19 protein-coding genes are annotated in these 20,935 nt (G+C 60.0%); 6 read left to right on the forward strand and 13 right to left on the reverse strand.

Going from position 1 to position 20,935, the window contains the following annotated elements; all coding sequences use genetic code 11:
* Positions 1-40: 40 nt before the first annotated feature.
* From AC2A1F_RS07100 to AC2A1F_RS07140, 9 genes are all read right to left on the reverse strand, one after another.
* Positions 41-577 (reverse strand): Lrp/AsnC family transcriptional regulator, encoded by a 537-nt coding sequence (locus tag AC2A1F_RS07100; protein WP_484208034.1) that lies wholly within the window; start codon positions 575-577, stop codon positions 41-43.
* A 5-nt stretch (positions 578-582) separates the two neighbouring features.
* A complete protein-coding gene (locus tag AC2A1F_RS07105; RefSeq protein ID WP_484208035.1) occupies positions 583-1,074 on the reverse strand; it encodes an Lrp/AsnC family transcriptional regulator in 492 nt (163 codons plus the stop codon).
* Between the two features lie 81 nt (positions 1,075-1,155).
* Entirely contained in the window at positions 1,156-2,328 is a 1,173-nt protein-coding gene (locus AC2A1F_RS07110; protein WP_484208036.1) for an acyl-CoA dehydrogenase family protein, read from the reverse strand.
* A gap of 6 nt (positions 2,329-2,334) precedes the next feature.
* Positions 2,335-3,153 carry an SDR family NAD(P)-dependent oxidoreductase gene (locus AC2A1F_RS07115; protein ID WP_484208037.1) on the reverse strand — a complete coding sequence of 273 codons (819 nt, stop codon included), beginning with the start codon at positions 3,151-3,153 and terminating at the stop codon, positions 2,335-2,337.
* An 88-nt stretch (positions 3,154-3,241) separates the two neighbouring features.
* On the reverse strand, positions 3,242-4,315 hold the full coding sequence (locus AC2A1F_RS07120) for an alkene reductase (RefSeq protein ID WP_484208038.1): 1,074 nt from the start codon (positions 4,313-4,315) through the stop codon (positions 3,242-3,244).
* A 5-nt stretch (positions 4,316-4,320) separates the two neighbouring features.
* Positions 4,321-4,950, reverse strand: a complete 630-nt coding sequence (locus AC2A1F_RS07125; protein ID WP_484208039.1) for a nuclear transport factor 2 family protein — start codon at positions 4,948-4,950, stop codon at positions 4,321-4,323.
* Between the two features lie 15 nt (positions 4,951-4,965).
* On the reverse strand, positions 4,966-5,493 hold the full coding sequence (locus tag AC2A1F_RS07130) for a flavin reductase family protein (RefSeq protein WP_484208040.1): 528 nt from the start codon (positions 5,491-5,493) through the stop codon (positions 4,966-4,968).
* Between the two features lie 115 nt (positions 5,494-5,608).
* On the reverse strand, positions 5,609-6,097 hold the full coding sequence (locus AC2A1F_RS07135) for an Lrp/AsnC family transcriptional regulator (protein ID WP_484208041.1): 489 nt from the start codon (positions 6,095-6,097) through the stop codon (positions 5,609-5,611).
* 5 nt (positions 6,098-6,102) lie between these two features.
* A complete protein-coding gene (locus AC2A1F_RS07140; protein ID WP_484208042.1) occupies positions 6,103-6,576 on the reverse strand; it encodes an Lrp/AsnC family transcriptional regulator in 474 nt (157 codons plus the stop codon).
* 281 nt (positions 6,577-6,857) lie between these two features.
* Here AC2A1F_RS07140 and AC2A1F_RS07145 point away from each other — a divergent pair, with 281 nt between their 5' ends.
* Positions 6,858-7,628 carry an SDR family NAD(P)-dependent oxidoreductase gene (locus AC2A1F_RS07145; protein WP_484208043.1) on the forward strand — a complete coding sequence of 257 codons (771 nt, stop codon included), beginning with the start codon at positions 6,858-6,860 and terminating at the stop codon, positions 7,626-7,628.
* 101 nt (positions 7,629-7,729) lie between these two features.
* On the forward strand, positions 7,730-9,214 hold the full coding sequence (locus AC2A1F_RS07150) for a flavin-containing monooxygenase (RefSeq protein ID WP_484208044.1): 1,485 nt from the start codon (positions 7,730-7,732) through the stop codon (positions 9,212-9,214).
* Positions 9,215-9,262: 48 nt separating this feature from the next.
* On the opposite strand, the gene AC2A1F_RS07155 is transcribed toward AC2A1F_RS07150, so the two are convergent.
* Complete coding sequence (locus AC2A1F_RS07155; protein ID WP_484208045.1) at positions 9,263-10,117, reverse strand: hypothetical protein; 855 nt, start codon at positions 10,115-10,117, stop codon at positions 9,263-9,265.
* A gap of 356 nt (positions 10,118-10,473) precedes the next feature.
* On the opposite strand from AC2A1F_RS07155, the gene AC2A1F_RS07160 reads away from it, so the two are divergent.
* Together AC2A1F_RS07160 and AC2A1F_RS07165 are read left to right on the forward strand one after the other, a co-directional pair.
* Positions 10,474-13,068: a TonB-dependent receptor gene (locus AC2A1F_RS07160; protein WP_484208046.1), complete on the forward strand. Its 2,595-nt coding sequence runs from the start codon at positions 10,474-10,476 to the stop codon at positions 13,066-13,068.
* 82 nt (positions 13,069-13,150) lie between these two features.
* Positions 13,151-13,945, forward strand: coding sequence for an SDR family NAD(P)-dependent oxidoreductase (locus tag AC2A1F_RS07165; protein WP_484208047.1), 795 nt, complete (start codon positions 13,151-13,153; stop codon positions 13,943-13,945).
* Between the two features lie 101 nt (positions 13,946-14,046).
* Here the strand turns inward: AC2A1F_RS07165 and AC2A1F_RS07170 are convergent, their stop codons facing one another.
* The 3 genes from AC2A1F_RS07170 to AC2A1F_RS07180 form a co-directional block, all read right to left on the reverse strand.
* On the reverse strand, positions 14,047-14,796 hold the full coding sequence (locus AC2A1F_RS07170; RefSeq protein ID WP_484208048.1) for an SDR family NAD(P)-dependent oxidoreductase: 750 nt from the start codon (positions 14,794-14,796) through the stop codon (positions 14,047-14,049).
* A gap of 128 nt (positions 14,797-14,924) precedes the next feature.
* Positions 14,925-15,725, reverse strand: a complete 801-nt coding sequence (locus AC2A1F_RS07175) for a nuclear transport factor 2 family protein (RefSeq protein ID WP_484208049.1) — start codon at positions 15,723-15,725, stop codon at positions 14,925-14,927.
* On the reverse strand, positions 15,722-17,524 hold the full coding sequence (locus AC2A1F_RS07180; RefSeq protein WP_484208050.1) for an FAD-binding protein: 1,803 nt from the start codon (positions 17,522-17,524) through the stop codon (positions 15,722-15,724). The genes AC2A1F_RS07175 and AC2A1F_RS07180 overlap by 4 nt, the downstream gene beginning before the upstream one ends.
* A 182-nt stretch (positions 17,525-17,706) precedes the next feature.
* On the opposite strand from AC2A1F_RS07180, the gene AC2A1F_RS07185 reads away from it, so the two are divergent.
* Both AC2A1F_RS07185 and AC2A1F_RS07190 read left to right on the forward strand, forming a co-directional pair.
* Positions 17,707-20,100, forward strand: coding sequence for a TonB-dependent receptor (locus tag AC2A1F_RS07185; protein ID WP_484208051.1), 2,394 nt, complete (start codon positions 17,707-17,709; stop codon positions 20,098-20,100).
* A gap of 81 nt (positions 20,101-20,181) precedes the next feature.
* Positions 20,182-20,925, forward strand: a complete 744-nt coding sequence (locus tag AC2A1F_RS07190; protein ID WP_484208052.1) for an SDR family NAD(P)-dependent oxidoreductase — start codon at positions 20,182-20,184, stop codon at positions 20,923-20,925.
* Positions 20,926-20,935 lie beyond the last annotated feature (10 nt).

Consider the following 20,935-nt stretch of genomic DNA (forward strand, 5'->3'; position numbering starts at 1 on the left):
CGAGCTTGTCGAGGGCTCGACACGCGCGGGAGGTTAGTTTTTAGCCTATGTCCGCCGACCCCTGCGCCGCGTACAAATCCGCCACCGTTGCAATCGGCGCGATGGCGGCGTTGTATTTGATTGATTGCAGCACGAGTTCGCTGTCGGCCTCGCGGATGCCGTCGATGGAGACCACGTGGTTCATCACGGCTGCGGCATCCTCCAGGCTGGGCAGGATGCACACTGCGACCAGACGCGGCGCAGCGTTGGCGTCATAGAGCGCGCTCACTTGCGGCATGTCCAGCAAAGCCTCGCGCACCAAATCGAGCTTTCCGTTCGCGCATTTGATCGTGATGAACATCATGTGCTGCCCGAAACCCGGGGTTCCGGTCGGGTCGCGCGTGCGGTCAATATCCAGAATCGGCACCAGCTTTAGCAGGCCGGCGTTCTGCAAGCGCTTCACCCGCCCGCGCACGGTACCTTCGGTCACGCCCAGATCGGCGGCGATCTTGCGAAACGAAAGCCGGGCGTCTTGTGCCAGCATCACTGCAATATCGCGGTCCAGCTGATCGGTGGTGGGGAATTCAGGCGTTTCCATCGTTTTCACGTTCCGAGCGGGCCAACCGTGGGGACATAACGATAGACATTGTTGATCAGTTCAACATCGACATCTTCGACGCCCGGAATATCGGCTGTGGCCTGCCGCACAGCTTCCAGCATTTCGCGCGCATTGCGGAAGGCATAGAGGCACGACACTGGAAACCGGCCTGAAGTAATGTGAACCGACAGCACTTCGTCCCGCTCAGCCAGTTGCTGGGCCACCTCTATCGGCGCTCGCCCGCTGACTTGCAGCCGGATGCGCGCAACCAAGCGATAGCCGTGGATGCGATAATCGCCCACGGCCACCACGCGCATCAGTCCGGCAGCGTCCATCGCGCGGATGCGGTTGGATACCAGATTGCCCGAGAGGCCAAGTTCTTCGCCAATGGCCGTGCTTTGGGCGCGTCCATCGCGGGTCAGGACTTCGACGATCCGGCGATCCGTATCGTCGAGCGCCGTGCCCTTCAATCGGCGTTGCGGCTTCTCATCGCTCAAAGTCCCGGTCCTTGGCCCAGCGTATTCGTGGAATTCTGCGATTAGATTACGCAAGAACGCTGGGCAAGAGCCATGGATTCATCATCCACGTGGTTCACGGGGAAGCGAAAGTCCGCGTTCGGCGATCAGATTGCGCTGGATCTGGTTGGTGCCGCCATAGATCGTGTCGGCGCGGCTGTAGAGATAGAGGTTGGGCAGCACGTCCCACTCATAGGCGTCAGCTTCGGCCACTTCGCCCGCTTGCCCCAGCACGTCCATCGCCAGTTCGCCCAGCGTGCGGCGCCACGATGCCCACTGGATCTTGTAGGTCAGCGCCGCGCCATCGATGGCCGAATGATCGGTGTTGGACAGCATCCGAAGGGCGCCATAGCGCATCAGGTCCAGCCCGATCTTGGCCTGCGCAATGCGCTGACGGATGACGGGATCATGCGCTTTGCCATTGGCTTTGGCCGCGGCAACGATGGAATCGAATTCATGCCGGAAGCCCATTTGCTGGCCGAGCGTGGAAACACCGCGCTCAAACGCCAGCAGGCCCATTGCGATGCGCCAGCCATCACCGGGTGCGCCAATCAGGCTGTCTTCGGGGCAGCGCGCATCGGTGAAGAACGTCTCGTTGAATTCGGCATCGCCGTTGATCTGGCGGATCGGGCGCACATCGATGCCGGGCTGGTTCAGCTCCATCATCAGGAACGACAGGCCCTTTGGCCCCTGCGATCCCTCAGTGGTGCGGGTGACAACGAAGATCCAGTCGGAAATGTGGGCAAGGCTGGTCCAGATCTTCTGGCCGTTGACCATCCATTCGCCATTTTCAAGCACGCCGCGCGTGCGCACGCTGGCAAGGTCTGATCCCGCGCCAGGTTCGGAAAAGCCCTGACAAAAGATCGTGCGGCCAGCGGCGATATCGGGCAGGAAGCGGCGCTTCTGTTCATCGGTACCGAATGTCAGCAGCGTTGGCCCGGCCAGTTCCACGCCGATGTGGTTGATGCGGCCCGGAATGCCGGCGCGGGCATATTCTTCGGCGAAGATCACCTGCTGCGCCAGCGTGGCATCGCGCCCGCCCCATTGTGTGGGCCAGCCAATGCAGCCCCAGCGGTGTTCGCCCAGATGCTGTTCCCATTCGCGCCGCCGTTCTGGCATGGCGGTCAGCTGCGTTACGCCTTTGATATCGGCAAATTCGCCTGCCATCTGCGCCTGCAGCCAATCGGCGCATTCTGCACGGAACGCTTCGTCAGCGGCGGAAAATCCCAGTTTCATGTGGTGTCAGCCCGGCATGTAGAGTTGTGCAGCTTTGCCGCCATCAACCGGCAGCGCGGTGCCGGTGATGTAGCTGGCTGCATCGGACAGCATGAACACGATGGCCTGCGCCAGTTCATCAGGATCACCGCCGCGCTGCATCGGGATCGCCTTGGTCGTGGCGCTGGCGACTTCGGGCGCGTGCGATTCATAGTCTTGTGTGGCGGCGGTCTGCACTTGCCCCGGCACGATGGCGTTGATGCGGATGGCTTTGGTTGCGCCTTCCATCGCGGCTGCGGCGGTAAAGTGAACCAGCGCAGCCTTGGAGGCGGAATAACTGGCCATGTTGGGCATCGCGCGGATGCCGCAGGTGGACGCGATGTTGACGATTGATCCGCGCTGACGGCCTGAAAGGTCCTGCTTGGCCATGACTTTCATCGCGGCCTTGGTGCCGACGAACACGGCATCTGCATTAACCGCAAAGTCCTGCCGCCAATGTTCGAGCGAGAGTTTGGATATGGGCGCATAATGCACCGACATCGCATTGTTCACCAGCATATCGAGCCGGCCATGACGCGCGGCGATATCTTCAATCAGCGCAGTGAAGGCGGCATCATCGGATACGTCGAGCTTGTGGACTTCGACATGGCCGAGTGCGGACAGTTCGGCGCGTGCGGCCTCAAGCTTGTCTTCACGCCGGGCGCAGATCGCAACGGTTGCGCCGCGCTGCACCAACAGGCGCGCGGTGGCCAGACCAATGCCATCACTCCCGCCAGTGACAAGCGCCACTTTGCCGACCATGTCCTGCAGCATCTGCGATTCTCCCAATGCACGTTTGTTAGGCATATGGGCGCTGAATGGCGCTGATGTCAATCTAATGCGTAATAAAGTCCATTATAAAATACGTGTATGCGAAGGATTGTCCCGTCAGATCTCAATCCGCCCTCGGATAGTCGGTGTAGCCTTTCGCATCATCGCCATGGCCGGTGTAGAAGGTGCCGCGATCAGCCTTGGCAAGCGGCAAACCTTGGCGAAAGCGCTCAACCAGATCGGGGTTGCCGATGAAGGCATAGCCGAACGACACCGCATCGGCCTTAGCATCGGCGATCACGGCTTGCGCCTTGTCCAGCGTCAGCCCACAGTTTTCGATCACCGGGCCAGTCCAGTTGTCGCGGACCAGTTCGAGCGCGTCAAAACCCTCGTTCGGGATGTGGATCAGGTGGCACCATGCCAAATCCAATCCATCGACTGCGCGCAGCAGCGTGGCGTAAGTCTCCGCCGGATCGGCATCGTCCATGCCATTGAACTTGACGCCGGGACAAATGCGAAAGCCGACGCGGCCCGGGCCAATGGCCGCAGCAAGCGCGCTGAGCGTTTCGACCACAAAGCGCACGCGGTTTTCGGCAGAGCCGCCATAGGCATCGCTGCGCTGGTTGGAGTTTGACGAGAGGAACTGCATCGGCAGATAGCCGCTGGCGCAGTGCAACTCCACGCCATCCAGCCCGGCGTCAACCGCATTGCGCGCGGCGGCCACATATTGCGCGATGACTTGCGGAATTTCGTGCCCCTCAAGCGCGCGCGGCATTTCTGTGGGCACCGGCACGCCATCGGGGCCGGGGATCGGATCGGGGCTGGGGATTGCGCTGGGGGCCACGGTTTCAGCATCGGCGGCCTTGTTCGCGCGCACCGAGGCGCGGCCCACGTGCATCAGCTGCACCGCAATGCGCCCGCCCTGCGCACGAACCGCATCAGCCACCTTGCGCCATCCGGCCACCTGTTCGGGCGAATGGATGCCCGGCGTGCGCCAGTATCCCTTGCCTTCGGGGCAGGGCTGGGTGCCTTCGGTGATGATGAGGCCGGCGCTGGCGCGCTGGCGGTAGTATTCCACCATCAGGTCGGTCGGCTCGTCCAATGGCCCAGCGCGGTCGCGTGTCATCGGGGCCATGACCACGCGGTTGGCAAGTTCGATGTCGCCGAGGCGGACGGGGCTGAAAATGTCGGCGCTCACCGGCGTCAGCTCCGCACGCGCGGTTTGGGCAAGGGCGCGCCACGGCGCATCGTTTCGATGAACTTTTCGAGCGGTGCGGGCGGTTCAACCGGGCCTTCGTGGGCTTGTCCCTGCCGTGCCCAATAGGTCTTCCAGCTTGGAAAAAGATCGTGGAAGCTACCGTGATAGGGCGCAACGCCGGGCCAGCGCATCTTGCGGTCTCCCACCGGCGGCTTGTTCAGATCGCTGGCGTACCAATAGAGTGGCAGGCGGCGGCGGAAGTACCAGCGGCCATCGATGCGTTCATACTGGTCGAAGTACATCATCTGCATGATCACCCATTCAGGGCCGCATTCGTGCTCGTTCTTCGAATAGACCACGCCTTGCGCATGATCGGGATCGTCAAAATCGATCACATGCCCGCCAATGTGGTGGCTGGTGCCATCGAATTGCATCGAATGCGTCTCATCGAACCAGTCGCGCAGCGCCTTGCGGCCCGATTTGCCGCCGCCGACGCGCACGTCTTCGGGGAACAGGTTCACCCAGGCATCGCCATCGCGCATATCGAGCGCGAGCGAATACTTGGCGGGCAATTGGCGGATCGCGTCGAGCGATTCAAGCCGGTCAATGCGGGCGAGCAGGGCAGAGTCGGTCATAGCGGAGCCTTGTTTTCAAACGAGCGGCGCGGGGCGGCACAGTGCGCCATTGGCCCAGCCCACAATGTCATCGCTGCCCGAGGTCAGCAGATCATCCACCTCGCCCACCAGCAGATCGTGCGTGCCAAAGCTCACTTGCTCGCGGATAGTGCAGAAGATCGCGGCAGGCGCTTCGTCGATAAACCACACGCCTTCGTGTGATGAGTGAACGTGCTGCCGCCAGTCGCTTTGCGTAAAGCGCGCCTCTCGCGCGGCGGGATCGGCAAAGGGCAGGACGTGGCCGTCTTGTCCGGCATGGAGCAGATTGATGCAAAAGCGGCCTGCGCGGATCATCGCATCGTGCGCGCTGCCAGAACGGTTCACGCAGATCGCCATCGAGGGGGGATCAAGGCACACCGGCATCAGCGCCGACATGGCCAAGCCCACCGGCTGCCCATTGTCAGGATCGAAGCTGGTGACAATGCCCACCGGTGCCGGCATGAAGCGCAATACGCGCTTCAGCCGCGCATCAAGGGAAGGCTGAGCGGTGGCGGTTTCGGTCACGATATCTCCCCTGGGCCACCCGATTCACGTCGAATCCGACACAGCAGTGGCCATTTGCGCTGTTACATAGATGGTATTCTACGCAAATGCAAAGCCCACATGGGGGAGAGCAGCCTTAATCGTCGTCAATCAGCACTTCGGGCTTGGTAATCTTGGCCATGCGCGCGTTGTATTTCACAGTCTTGACCGCGATCGACGTTTCCACGTGATGCACGCCATCCACGGCCAGAATCTTGTCAGATGCCAGTTCAACCAGCGTATCGAGATCCTCGATCAGGCACATTGCGGTGATGTTAAACTGACCCATCGTGATCAGCACGGCGTTGACACTGGGGATATCCGAGATCACCTGCGCGACTTCGCGCACGCGATCTACCTCGGCCTGAATGTTGATGAAGGCCAGCCGCGCCTGCTTTTCAATCTGAAAGCCGGTGATGGCGGTAAAGGCGATCAGGCCATCCTGTTGCAGCCGCTTGATGCGGCCGCGCACAGTGCCTTCGGTCACGCCAAGGTCAGCGGCAATGCGGCGGTTGGAGACGCGCGCATCGCGCGAGAGCATGTCGACCAGTTGGGTATCGAGCGTATCGAGTTGGGGGGTTGCCATATCCCTTACGCCTTTCCTTCGATCGGGGCGACATCGAATTGGTACTTGATGATATCGACAACAATGGCCGGGGTCAGATTGCGAATGCCGCGCACGCCCGAAAGCTTATCCAACAGAAAGTCTGACAAATCGTCGAAATCGTGCAGCGCTACCAGCATGTCGATATCGTAGCCGCCGGTTACCAGATGCGCGGCAACCACTTCGGGCAATGCGGCCAATTCGTGCGCCACGTCTGATGCGGGGCGGCCATCGACCGAAACCGAAATGCGCAGCAGCACATTGAAGCCGTGCGCCGAAAAATCTGACACGGCAACTACACGCAGCTGGTCGGCATCTTCCATGCGCCGGATGCGGGTTGATACGGTGGTGGCGGTCAGCCCCAGTTTTTCGGCGATCTGCTGGTTGTTGGCCCGCCCATTGGCACGCAGTTCGCGGATGATGGCCACATCCGTCGTATCGAAGCTGAAAACCTGACTCATCGTACCTCGCAAAACCGGGCTGGCATCTTTGAACGCAGTAGCAGCCGATGCATCGTTGGTTTGCGCAGTGCAATGCAGGGCGTCAACCGCGTTTGGTGCCTTTTCCGCAGCCAAACGCGCTGTTTTGGCGTCTTTCTGCTTGATTGCAGCGAACGGGCTGACACTGTTTGCCGAATTTTCGGCTTAGCTATGCGTATTTCATCTGAGCAAATGATGCGAATCACTGGTACATTTTCAACGACGCTTCATACTATGCGCAAAGAATTTCGGGAGAGCTACGGATGCAAGGCAGGTTGCGCGAACGCGCGGTCATCGTGGTCGGGGCTGGCACCGGGATCGGCGCGGCCACAGTAGAGCGGCTTTGTGCCGAAGGCGCGCGGGTTTGCGTGGCCGATGTCAATTTGCCCGCCGCGCAAGCCGTGGCAGCGCGCATGACCGAAGCGGGGCACGAAGCCCATGCGCTTGGCGTTGATATTACCGATGAGGATGCGGTCAATGCCTGCTTTGCCGATGCCGTGGCGATGCTGGGAGGGCTGGACGGTGCGCATATCAACGCGGCCGATCTGCGCACGATCTTTCTCGATTCCGATGCGCTGGCGCTTGATCTGGCTACATTTGACCGCACCATTGATGTCAACTTGCGCGGCCATCTTCTATGCACGCGCGCGGCGTTGCCGCATTTGCTGCAAAGCCCGCACGGCGCGATTGTCTATACCAGCTCGGGCGCATCGATTGCCGGAGAGCCGGAGCGGCCCTCCTATGCTGCATCCAAAAGCGGCCTGAATGCACTGATGCGCCATGTGGCCAGCAAATGGGGCAAGGCAGGTCTGACCGCCAACTGCGTGGCCCCCGGTTTCGTGATGACGCCTGAAATGATTGCAGGCAGGGCAGTGCCCCCGGAGTTTATCGACCAGTGCATTGCGGCCACGCGCAGCACCCGGCTTGGAAAGGCGGAGGATATTGCCGCGATGGTGGCGATGTTGCTGTCGGCCGATGGGCGCTGGATCAATGGGCAGGTCATCCATGTGAATGGTGGCGCGCTGTTGACGTGAAGCGCCATGGCCTGAGGGGCATAATCCTTTCGGGTGATGCGGGGCCGGTCCGCCAATGAGATTGCAGCACTAGCAAAAAGACCAACGGTAGAGGAACATCCATGACAGCCACCACAAACCGCGCCTTGCGCTACGCCGTGATCGGTGCCGGCATGGCCGGCGTTCTGGCCGCGATCAAGCTGAAGCAGCGGGGCGAGGATTTCGTTGTCTATGAAAAGGCGGCAAAGATTGGCGGAACCTGGCGCGAAAACCGTTATCCGGGCCTGTCGTGCGATGTGCCTGCGCACGCCTATACTTACAGCTTCGAACCCTATCCCGATTGGACAGCCTATTATGCCACCGGCCCCGAAGTGCAGGGCTACTTCGAACAGGTAGCGGCCAAATATGATCTGGCATCGGTCATCCGCTTCAACACCGAAGTCACTGCGCTCGACTGGGATGAAACATCAAGCCAGTGGACGATCACGCTGGGCGACGGATCGCGCAAAGTGTTCGACGTGGTCATCGCTGCATCAGGCGTGCTGCACCATCCCAACGTGCCAAAGATTGCAGGGCTTGAGACATTCGAAGGCCCCGCTTTCCACACCGCCCGGTGGGATGATACCGCGCCCATCGATGGAGCCAAGGTAGGCCTGATCGGTTCGGGATCGACCGGCATCCAAATCGTGACCGCGATCAACAAGAAGGTCGAACGGCTTGTCCATTTCCAGCGTTCACCGCAGTGGGTCATGCCGGTGCCGCAGTTCCAGTATTCCCAGGAAGAGCGCGAGGCCTTTCGCCGCGATCCCGCGTTGATCGATGCAATCCGCTTTGCTGATGAATATATCGGCAATATCAAGCGCTTCACTGATGCCATCACCGATATCGATGGCCCGGAAATGATGATGATCGAAGATGTTTGCCGTCAGCACTTCGAAACCTCGATCCGCGATCCTGAACTGAAGGAAAAACTGCGCCCCAATTATCGCGCTGCGTGCAAGCGGCTGATCTATTCGTGGTGCTATTACGAAGAAGTGCAGCATCCTGCCGTGTTCGTCGAAACCGGCAAGATCGCGCAGGTCGAGCCGAAGGGCGTGCGGATGGAAGACGGCACTTTCCACGAACTCGATACCCTGATCCTTGCCACCGGATTTCAGGCAGACAAGTTCATCCGTCCCGCAGGGGTCACCGGCGAAAATGGCCTGACGCTTGATGCGTTCTGGGAAACCCGGCCCACTGCGCATTATGCGGTCACGCTGCCACACTTTCCCAACCTGTTCATGCTGAACGGGCCAACCGGGCCGGTGGGCAACTTTTCGCTGATCGATATTGCCGAACGCCAGTGGGAATACATTGACCAGCTGATCGATCTGATGCGCAAGGGAGAAGCGGTATCGGTCATGCCCACGGTCGATGCGCACGCCGCTTATGAAGAGCGCCGGATTGCAGCTGCCAAGACCACGATTTTCGGATCGGGCTGCAGCAGCTGGTATCTGGATGCCACCGGCGTTCCGGCCAGCTGGCCATGGTCATACGATGCCTTTGCCGAGGCGATGGCCAAGCCGGTCCTGTCCGAATACGAAATCAGGACCCCTGTAGCAGCGTGATGTAGGGGCCTGATGTAACGGCCTGATGTAAACAGCGGCTGCGGCGGTTTATTCCGCCGCAGCCTTTTGTTGCAGTGCATCGACAGGCAAGTGCCCGGCCCAGAATGCGCCTTCGACATCTGTATCGACATCCACCGCGCCGCGCACGCCAAGCGCTGCGCGTGCTTCTTCAAGCGGCATGTGGAAGTACGGCTCAAGCTTTTTCATGAACAGCGCATCACTCGCTTTGCCTACGGCCATTCCGCGCGCAATGGCATCGGTGCAGGTGTTCCACACTTGCGGATAATGCAGCATGGTGCGCACGGTATAGCGCAGCGAACCGAAGATCTGGATCATGCTGAGCTCGGCCGCCAATTCAGGGTTCTGGATGAATTTGAACACGTTGGTCAGGCGGTACCAATAGGGCACCAGTTCCCCCATGAAGTTGAAACCGCCCCCGCACAGGATATGCTCAAAATCATGCGTCTGGCCCGAGCGCAAGTTATAGAATTCCAGCTGGCTTTTGGGTTCGCGCCAGGGCGTGATCTGGATTTCATAATTCCCTTGCGTGATCCATTGGTAGAAAATGCCCCCCAGAGAGCCGGGCGCATACTGCGCAAAATCTTCGATCCGGTAGGTCGAATAGAACCCTTCTGAAAGCCACGCGTCCAGCTCGGGATTCGTGCGGCGCTCGGCGGTGAACATGTTCTCGATTGCTGCATGATCGCGCAATTCCTCAAGGATGGGCAGGAATTCGTACATCTCTGCAGGGGGTGGCAGGTCTGGGCCGTTGCGGCGCAGCAGGATCATGGCCAGCCAATCGCGCAGGCGCGGATTGTTCAGATATTTCGATGACGAGACGAGCACGCTCGACGGCGTCTCCACGGGCATCACGCCGCGCGCGAGATAGGGCATGTTGGCCATCAGTGTGTCCTTTCCATTTTGGCGAACGGTATCAAACCGGCTGGACCGGGGTAAGCGCTGCTGCCGGAAGCACGCCTTCCTGCCAGCGGAACAGCCGCGACTCAGTCTACGCTCATATAGTTAGATGACACGATGATATTTTACGCAAGAGGGCATGATATTTCCCTATTGCACTTATTTTGCGTAGTTGATACTGGATCTCCAACGAGAAACAGAATGTGGGATGAGGGTGGCGTCTGCGTTTTGCGGGCAGATCGGTATTGTCTGGACCCGCAAGCGGTCAGGCAGCGTCCCATCCCGGCTTCACACGAACCTGGTCAGGTCGTGGTTTTGTGCATTTTGGAGGGAGATAAAAAATGTTTGCAGGGAAATATGATGGTTCGTGCGTTTCGCGCCGGTTAGGTGCTGCGCTGATGGCCGGCGTGGCGCTTGGCGTCATTGTCACGCCGCAGGCTGCCTTTGCTGCGCAGCAAATTCCCGAAGAGCAGGCGGCGGATCAGGCAACTGAAGCAGCGCAACCGAGCAACAACGAAATCATCGTGACCGCCAACCGCCGCGAAGAACGCGCGCAGGATGTGCCAATCTCGATCACTGCCATCAGCGGCGAAAGCATCCGTGAACGCGGACTGACCCAGCTTCAGGACTTGCAGGCTTCAGTGCCTTCACTGATTGTCGGGCCGAACGGTCAGGCTTCGCGCGATGTGATGTCTCCCTCGATCCGCGGGCAGAGCGCTTCGTTCCAGGGCTCGCCTGCCGTCGTCGTCTACATGAACGAAGTTCCGCTGGTTTCGGGCATTACGCTGTCGGGTCAGGGCGGCCCGGGCACATTCGTCGACCTTGCGAACATTCAGGTTTTGGCAGGCGCGCAAGGCACGCTCTTTGGCCGTAACACCACAGGCGGTGCCATCCTGCTGACTCCGGCAAAGCCCACCGATGCACTGGAAGGCTATGTGCAGGCGGGCTTTGGCAACTACAACATGACGGAAGTCGAAGCCGTGCTGAACGTGCCGATTTCCGACAAGGTGCGCCTGCGCCTGGTGGGTGCATCGCGTGATCGCGATGGCTTTACCTATGATACCAACTGGAACAAGGATCGTGACGATCAGCACTGGCGCATGGTCCGCGCCGGGCTTTGGATCGAACCGGTTGAAGGCGTTACCAACTATACGCTCATCAATTATGGCAAGTCGCACAGCAATGGCACCGGCTCGATTGCCCGCAATTTCAACACAAACTACTTCACCGGTATTGCCAGGCGGCCCATTCCCATTGGCGGCGGTGTTTCTTTGCCATTGGGGGCCATCGCGCCGACCTTCAATTTCTGCGGTGCAGGAACGGGTGCAGCCAATTGCAGCTACTATAACAATTTGATCTCCGATCAGAACACGCGCGGCATCCGCCAGACAGCGCACGGGATGGACAGCTTTGCCAAGCTGGAATCGTGGAGCATCAGCAACACCACCGATATCGAACTGTCCGGCAACCTGAAGCTGCGCAACATCTTCAGCTATTCCGAACTGAAATCATATTACGCCAACGATCAGGACGGCACCGTTGCGCCGATCTATGACACTGGCAACACCCAATTGAGCCGCACCGCCCCGCGCGATTGGTATAAGCAGGTGACCGAAGAACTCCAGCTTCAGGGCACCGCGCTGGACGACAAGCTGACCTACACCGTCGGCGGTTTTTACTTCAAGCAAAGCCCGCGCGGCACGATGGTTTCCTATTCCACCAACGTCTGCGCGCTGCAGACCATTGCCGGATGCCCCATCGGCCAGAGCGAAATTGCCATCACCAACGAATCCAAAGCGCTGTATGCGCAAGGTTCGCTTGATTTCGGCGCATTCTCGCCCTCGCTTGATCGGCTTCGTCTGACTGCAGGCTATCGTTATACCTGGGATACCGTGGGCGGCACCACCGCATCGTGGAATTACACGCCGCTGGCCAATGGCGGGCAGTTTGTGTCTGCATGTTCGTGGAAATCGAACCCGAATCCCGGCCAGTCGATTGCCGATCCGCGCAGCACCTGCCTGTTCGGTGCGCAGCTGAAAAGCTCATCGCCCAACTGGACCATCGGCCTCGACTATCGGCCCAACGACAACATCATGGTCTACGGCAAGGTCACACGCGGCTACAAGGCCGGCGGATTCAACAGCTATGCCGTGTTCGAAACGACCCGCACGTTTGGCCCGGAAACGGTCACCGATTATGAAGCCGGCTTCAAGACCGACTTCAATGCAGGTGGTATGCGTGGACGCTTCAACGTCAACGGCTTCTGGCTGGACTACAAGAACATCCAGCGCGCCGCCGGTGACTTCAACAATGCCACAGGCGGCAATGGTGCGGTCACGCTGAATAATGCTTCGGCCACCATCAAGGGCGTTGAAGTTGAGGCGATGATCCAGCCGACTGACAACATCGAACTGGGTGGCAACTACAGCCACCTGAGCGCCAAGTACAAGTCGTTTGTCTTCGACTCCAGCTCGGGCGTGTGGGATTGCACTGCGCAATCGATCACATCACCCCGTGTGTTTGCGGGGGCTGACATGACTTGCCGTCCACTGCAGTATCTGTCGCCAAATATCGTGTCGGTCTATGGCCGGTTCAGCCTGCCGATGTCCGATGATGTAGGCAAGTTGAGCTTGCTGATGAGCTATAACTGGACCGACGCACAGCCTACCGCGCCGTTCTCGACCGAACGGTTCCCCGATGGAACGGTGAATGAACCCGGCGTTTTGCTGCCAAGCTATGGCCTGCTCAACGCCACGATCGACTGGAAGGGCGTGCTTGGATCACCAGTGGATCTCAGCCTGTTTGCGACCAACATCACCAAGAAGAACTACATCATCTCGAACACCGGTATTTTCCAGACCATCGGCGCGCAGAGCGTGATCTTTGGCGAGCCGCGCATGTTCGGTCTGCGCCTGCGCTACAGCTTCGGGAACTAAGCCGAACTGCAGCAATGTGTGACTACAAGAGGCCGGGCATCAAACCCCGGCCTCTTTTGCATTCGACTGGGGAGATTTTGGCATGAACGGGCAACTCCAAGGACGTGCTGCGGTGATTACCGGCGGCGCAGACGGCATCGGGCACGGCATCGCGCGGCGCTTTGCCAAGGAAGGTGCGAGCGTCATCGTCGCCGATTATGATTCAGAACGTGGGCTGCAGGCTGCTGTGGAGTTGCAAGGGCTGGGCGCGCGGGCGGTGTTTGTGCGCTGCGATGTGTCGCAGCGCGAAGATGTGTTCGGCGCGGTTGATCTGTGCGTAGAGACCTTTGGATCGGTCGATATTCTGGTCAACAATGCCTATCGCGGCGAAGGCCCGGTGCGGATCGAACGCAAGACCGATGAGCGCTTTGACGATGCGTTGAAGATGTGTCTCTATGCCACCAAATGGGCGATGGAGCGAGCACTGCCGCACATGAAGGCACGAGGCTGGGGCCGGGTGATCAACATGGCCTCGCTCAATGGTGTGAACGCGCATATGGGCAGCGCGGATTACAACGTGGCCAAGGAAGCCGTGCGCGCATATTCCCGCACCGCCGCGCGCGAATGGGCGCCTTATGGCATTTGCGTCAATGTGATCTGCCCGGCGGCCGTTTCAGCCGCCTATCGCCGCTTTGCCGAAATGGCCCCCGATGTGGCTGCGGCCACGGCTGCGGCCAATCCGATGGGCCGCATGGGCGATCCTGAAAGCGATATTGGTGGCGTTGCCACATTTCTCGCGAGCGAGGATGCACGCTATCTGACCGGCAACACCCTGTTCGTCGATGGCGGCGGGCATATCAACGGCGTGCCGTGGGTGCCGGATCTTGGCGCTGACTAGCTGGAGGCCTGAATAGCCGGGGCCTGAATAGCTGAGCTTTGGAGGGGGCACCGGTCGGTCTTTATGACCGACCGGTCGTCCCGCTTTTCAACAACAGGCGATTACGGCAGGCGCAATTGCCCGCCATCCACCATCAGCGTCTGACCCGTCATGTAGCCTGCGGCATCGCTGGCCAAAAACACCGCTGCGGCACCAATATCAGCCTCACAATCACCAATGCGGCGCAGCGGGACGCCGGCAATCTGCTTGTCATAGGCCTCGGGGAAATGCTGCTTCCAGATTTCCACGCCGGGGGAATTGGCAAACGGGCAGATCACGTTTACCCGCACGCCCTGCGGCCCCCATTCAACCGCGGCAGTCTTTGACAAGGAACGAATGGCTTCCTTGGCCGCGCCATACGAAGCTTGCGTCGGCATCCCCTGAATGCCTGCGCCGCTGCCGAAATTGATGACGCTGCCCTTACTTTCCACCAGATGCGGATAGGCCGCCTGCATCAACAGGAACGTGGCCCAGAAGCCGGTGCCAAAGGCAAGGTCCATCGCTTCGGGCGTGGTGTCCATCAGCATCAATTGCTGCGAGGCTTGCGCGGCGTTGACCAGTACATCCAGCCGCCCGTATCGGCGCACGGCTTCATCGACAATGCCGGGCAGCGCGGCGCGGTCCATCAGGTCCACCGCCATGAAGGCCACTTCGCCAAATGCGCCAAGCTCTTGCACGGTGGCCACGCCAAGATCAGCCTCACGATCCACGATCAGGACTTTGGCCCCGGCTTTGACAAAGGCAGTGGCAACGCCTTTGGCCACGCCGCGCGCGCCTCCGGTAACGATGGCTGCTTTTCCGGCAAGTTGCATGTCAGACTCTCCCGATTATCGAATGCGGGATTATTGCGACTTTGAATTGCGTAAATCAATAGCTCAATCGCATTACGACGGCACATTTGCGAAAATTAGGAGAGCGTGAATACGGCAATCGTGGAAACTTAGGCATCACTCCAGATGATCGCCGCCTCACCACTGTGCATGTGCCAATGCACATCACGCCGCACAATGCGCCAGCCTTCGGGGTGCAAGGCCCACTGGTCAAGGTATTCGCCATTGCTGTCAAACACCGCGCCGCCATGATCATCGGCGCGCTGGTGGCGGGCCTGAACATAGGCGCGGCTCTTGGCGCTGCTGCACCCGGGCGCGACTTCAATCGAAATGCTGCCGATCAGGTGCTGGCTGGGGCCGCAGACATCCAGAAACCGGCGCATATTGGCGGTGAGCGCGGCCATTCCCGCCTGCTCGCCCAAGCCATAATCAAAGGTCACATCTTCGGCAAAGACATTGCCCAGCGCGTTCCACTCCTTGCCATCCAGCACCCGCGCAAACCGCGCCAGCCCTTCGCGCACCGCGCGTTCGGCCAGCAACATGGGCAGCGCATCGCTGGCCAAGGTAAGCGCTGGCGTTTCTTCGACCATGAACATCCGTGTGGCCGCCCGGTCGAACACATTCTCCTCGTCCTGCGCAATCAGCGCGGCGGTGTGCGGATCGGCGGCAGCGGCCAGAAAGGCATCGTAATGCCCGCGCGATGCAAAGCGCATTTCGGTAACGCTGTCGAAATCCAGCGCCGCAACCGCGCTGGTGAACGCTCCTTCGCGGTCCACATAATTGCGCCGATAATCAGCGATATGGGGCAGAAGCGATCGGATCAGCGGGGCATGGCGCGTCTCGTAATAGGCGATGAACGCCTCGCGGCTGAGGCCTTCTTTTTTGCGCAGCAGAGCAATGGCCTTGATCATCGCGCATGCTCCTGCAGTGGGCCAGCGGTGCGCTTGATGGCCCGCGCGGCGCGGCGGCCCGAAAAGATGCAATCGGCATAGGACAGGCCGCTGACATAGAGGTTGGAACAGATCCCCACCGCATTGCGCCCGGCGGCATAAAGGCCAGGGATCGGATCGCCTGCCGCCGATTGAACAGCGCCGGTTTCCTCCTCCACCAGCAATCCGCCTACCGTCATGCAGGCAATCGGAAACATCCGCGCATCCACCGATGCATCAATCGCGTAATAGGGGCCTTTGCCCAGCACCGCCATGTCATCAGGCGTCTTGTAATGCGGGTCAGCCGCTTCGCCCCGCGCTGCTGCATTGTAGGTGGCCAGCGTCTGCAGCAGCGTATCCGGGTCCATGCCGAGTTTGCCTGCAAGGTCTTGAGGGGTGTTGGCCTTGGTCGCCGCAAACAGCGCATTCACAAAGGTAATGTCGCGCTGAAAGCCCAGCACGTCCTTGCCCAGCGCATCCTTGAAGGATTGGCGATAGAGCGCGGCATCAAGCACGATCCAGCCTTTGCCGTGGTTGCGCTCGACCATTTCATCGCCGATGCGCGCCCCGTACCATGTCTCGTTGACATAGCGTGCGCCTTGGCCGTTCACCAGCATGCCCTGGCCCCAAGCGCGCGGCGGGCTGAGGAAGCGCCATGCCGATATGCGTTCCATCAGGCCGGTTGCGCCGCCTGCCGAAAGCCCCAGCATGATCCCGCTGCCATTATCGCCGAAGGTGCCATTGGGCAGGCCTGCGGCATAATCGGGCGCGAAATGGCGCACCATTTCAGGGTTGCAGATGAACCCGCCTGCGCTGAGGACAACCCCATGGCGCGCGCGGATCCATGCGCTGGTGCGCGCTTTTGCCTCCAACTCGCGCGCCTTGGCCAGATATTGGAAACCGCGCACGAAAGTGAGCCGTGCACCGGGAAAGGTGGGGGGCAACATGCTCATCCAGCGGTTGGCTTGCGCGATCAGTTGCGAATGGCGCGCGCGGATGGCCTGATCAACCAGCCGCTCCACCCGCACACCGATCACACGGCCCGCGCTGTCTGTTGCCAGTTGCCGCGCTTCGGCCTGTGCATGGAACACCAGCCCCCTTGCCAGCGCAGCGGCGCGCAAGGGGTTATAGATTCCGGCACCAAGGCCCCATGGCTTCTTGCCATTGCGGTGCACCGTGCGATGCCCGCGCGCGGCGGGCGGGGTGTGGCTGCGAAACGGTTCGGCAAGGCTGCTGTCGGGATGATACAAGAACCGATCGAGCGGCGGATACGATGTTTTGCGCGCGTATAACGAGGCGCTGAACGGCGCGCCGTGCTTGCGCAGCCATTCGAAGGTTTCGGGGCTGCTCTGGCAAAAGGCGCGCAGAGTCTCAGGTTTGACGACATTGCCCACCTCGGTTTCAAGATAGGCCTGCATCATTTCGGGGCTGTCCTCCACCCCAGCCTCACGCTGGATCGATGTACCGCCGCCCGCGTAATAGACGCCGCCATTTGCTGCAGAAGATCCGCCGCCATCATAATGATCGAGCGCGATGACCGACAGGCCCTGCTCCAGCGCTTCCAATGCAGCGGCAACGCCTGCACCGCCAAGGCCGACCACCACAACATCGGCTTCATCGGCCCAATCGTGCGCATCAGGGTTGGCAATCATCAGCGGTGCATCGATTGCCAGGCCCCAATCGGTGATCGGTTTACCGGGGGCGGGAACCCGAACCGCTTCGCGCTGTGTCCACGGATCGGGAGGCGATAGCGGCAAGGCCGAGGCGTTAAGCACTTCCATGGATCATCCTCTTGGTTTTTTTGCAGCATCACCCATGTGGTGCATTTTTTCAACATTTGCGTAGAAAGTCTGCAAAAATGCTACGGGTTACGCAATCAACTTGTGCAATGAATGCGGAAATCATAGTATGATAGCAGTTATGGAATACGCGACAGCGTAGCCAAGCGTTGGAGAGGGACATCATGAGACATCTGCTTGCCGCCACGGCAATGGCTGCGCTTGCTTTGGCAAATGCATCCGCATCCGCTCAAGAAGCTGCGCAGGATGCAGCGCAGGACAGCGCCGGATCGGGTTCGGGCATTGGTGAAATCGTGGTTACCGCGCAAAAGCGGGCCGAGAACATTCAGGACGTGCCAATCGCGATTTCGGCAGTGGGCAGCGCGTTTCTGGAATCGCGCGGCATCACCTCGATCGATGGTCTGGGCTCGATTTCGCCGAACGTGAAGTTTGAGCGCGCCCCTTCGAACAAGACCATCTCGCAGATTGCCATTCGCGGTTCTGTCACGATCAATCCTGCCGTCACGTGGGAGCCTGCGGTCGGGCTCTATCTGAACGGCGTGTATATTGCCAAAGCGCAAGGTTCGATCTTCGATGTTGCCGATCTGGAGCGTGTGGAAATCCTGCGCGGTCCGCAAGGCACGCTCTATGGCCGCAATGCTCTGGCAGGCGCGGTAAACCTCGTGCCCAAGATGCCCAGCGGCGAGCTGGGTTTCCGGGGTGAGGCGACCTATGGCAATTACGATCAGCGCCGGTTCCGTGCATCGCTCGATCTGCCCTCGTTCGGGCCGTTCTCGCTCAAGCTGTCGGGCCAGATCCAGCAGCGTGACGGCTTTATCCGGTTGACGCCCAACCCGTTCCCGCAAGCCGTGGCCGCAGGTCCTGCGCGCACCGGGCGCACCAACGACGTTGATGGCAAAAGCGGCATGGTGCAATTGCGTTTCAAGCCTGAAGGCAGCAATTTCACCGCCGATTACATGTTCGATTATTCACGCTTCGATCAGCGGCCCGATTATGCGCAGCTGGTGCGGATCAATCGCGCCGCCCGGCCTCAAGATGTTCGCCCCGAAGACATCTTCGATCCCAATTCGCCCGGCTATGCCTTTGGCGGCGCGTTCTTCCCGCTGAACCTCTATGACCGGGCAGACCGTCAATCCACTGCATCGCTTGATGCCAATCCGCTGTATGAACGCTCGCGCACGTATGGTCATGCACTGACCATGGCGCTCGATGTTGGTTCGGCCACGATCAAATCGATCACCGCCTATCGCAACCTGAAATGGGAAGACTCGCTCGATCTGGACGGTTCACCGCTGCCCGTGGCGTTCACGCAGCGCGATACCGACTTCCACAGCTGGAGCCAGGAACTGCAAATCAGCGGAACTGCGATGAGCGACCGGCTGAAGTACGTGGCGGGCGTATTCTACTACAAGGAAAAAGCCGAAACGCTGGGGCCACAAAGCTTCTTTGGCGGTGGGTCATCCTTCCAATCGGATTACGGGTCAAACACCGAAGCCTGGGCCGCGTTCGCGCAGTTGGATTACAAGTTCACCGATGCGCTCACGCTGACGCTCGGCGGGCGCTACACGCATGAACGCAAGGATATCCGCCGCTTCTTCCGCATTAATTTCGATGCAGCAAACGGCATCACCACGCCCTTCGTTGCGGTCAATATCCCCTATGGCGGCGTGCCGGATGCTACCTTCAAGAAGTTCAACCCGGCTGTGACGCTGGCCTATCAGGCATCGCAGGACATCAATGTCTATGCCCGCTTTGCCCAGGGCTTCAAATCCGGTGGTTTCAACGGTGAAACCAACGATTTCCGTGCACCCACGGCCGCATGTCCCACAGGTGTGGTGGAATTGTGCACGCCTTATCGCCCTGAAGAGGTCAATAGCTATGAAATGGGTGTGAAGACCCGTTTTGCCGATGGCCGCGTGATCTTTAACGTCGCCGCATTCTGGAACGAGCACAAGAACATCCAGCTGTCGGTCTTTACGGCTGGAGCCGGAGCAGCGTCGGTTGTGAGGAACGCAGCGGAGGCACGCATTCGCGGGCTTGAGTTTGAAACCGTGCTGCGCCCGGTTGATGCGCTAACCATCAACGCATCGCTCGCGTTCCTTGATCCCCAGTACAAGCGCTATATCGATGCCGTTAACGGGGTGGATACCGATGTTTCGGACAACCGCGCCTTCCCGCATACGCCAAAGACCACGGCGGCAGTGGGCGTTGATCTGCGCGTGGCCGAAGGCAATTGGGGACGGCTCAACGTGGGTGGCGATTTCAACTATGTCGCCAGCTACTTCACGTTCCCTTATGCGCTGAGAACGCCAAACGCATCGGCGCAGAATGCCAACAACACCCGTTCACCGGGCCGCAGCATCGTGAATCTGCGCGCCGGTGTGGCAGAAGTGTCGCTGGGCGGGGCCAAGGCTGAATTCACCTTGTGGGTGCGCAACCTGACCAAGGAAAGCGATCCATCCAACTTCATTGATTTCGGTCCCGGGTTCGGCGGGCTTACCGTGGGATACTTCCCTGATCCGCGCACTTATGGCCTGACGGCTGCGGTAAAGTTCTGATTTTATGAGGGTGGGCAGCAATGTCCGCCCTCAATTTTGTGTAGATGACAATCGCGAAAAGCGACCTGAAACCGGGAGAATATGATGCTGTTTGAAGGCAAACGCGGACTGATTACAGGCGCCGCATCGGGCATTGGCCGTGCCACCGCGATCATGTTTGCCGCCCAAGGCGCGCAATTGACCATCGGTGATCGCAACCTTGCGGGGCTGGAAGAAACCGCCGCGATGATGGCAATAAAGCCGGTGGTGCAGGCCTATGACGCGACGGATTTCGACACCTGCCGCGCGCTGGTCGATACTGCCGCTGCCGATGGACTGGACTTCGTATGCAACATTGCAGGCCTGCTGAAGTGGGGCCCCTCGCACGAATTCACCGCCGCCGATTTCGATCTGCTGATGACGGTGAACGCCACCAGCGTCTTCGTGATCTGCCAGGCCGCGATGCCGCACCTGCTCAAGACCAAGGGCGCCATCGTCAACACCGCATCCACCGCCGCGCTGCAGGGCCAGCCCTACAACATCGCTTATTCGGCATCGAAGCATGCGGTGGCAGCGATCACCAAGGGACTGGCGATCGAATATGCCGCACAAGGCGTGCGCATCAATGCGATTTGCCCTGGCATGGTTTTAACCCCGATGACGCGCGACACATTGCCACCCGAAGGCGTCGATTGGGCGCTGATGATGCGCAATGCGCCCAAGCTGCTCGATGGCGCATGCGACCCCGAAGACATCGCCGAAATGTTCGCCTTCTTGGCGAGCGACAAGGCCCGCAAGGCTACGGGTGCGCTGTTCACCATTGATGGCGGCCAGATGGCGGGTTGAGGCGTTTGCG

This window comes from Novosphingobium sp. HNCC26BN242 (assembly GCF_057180525.1).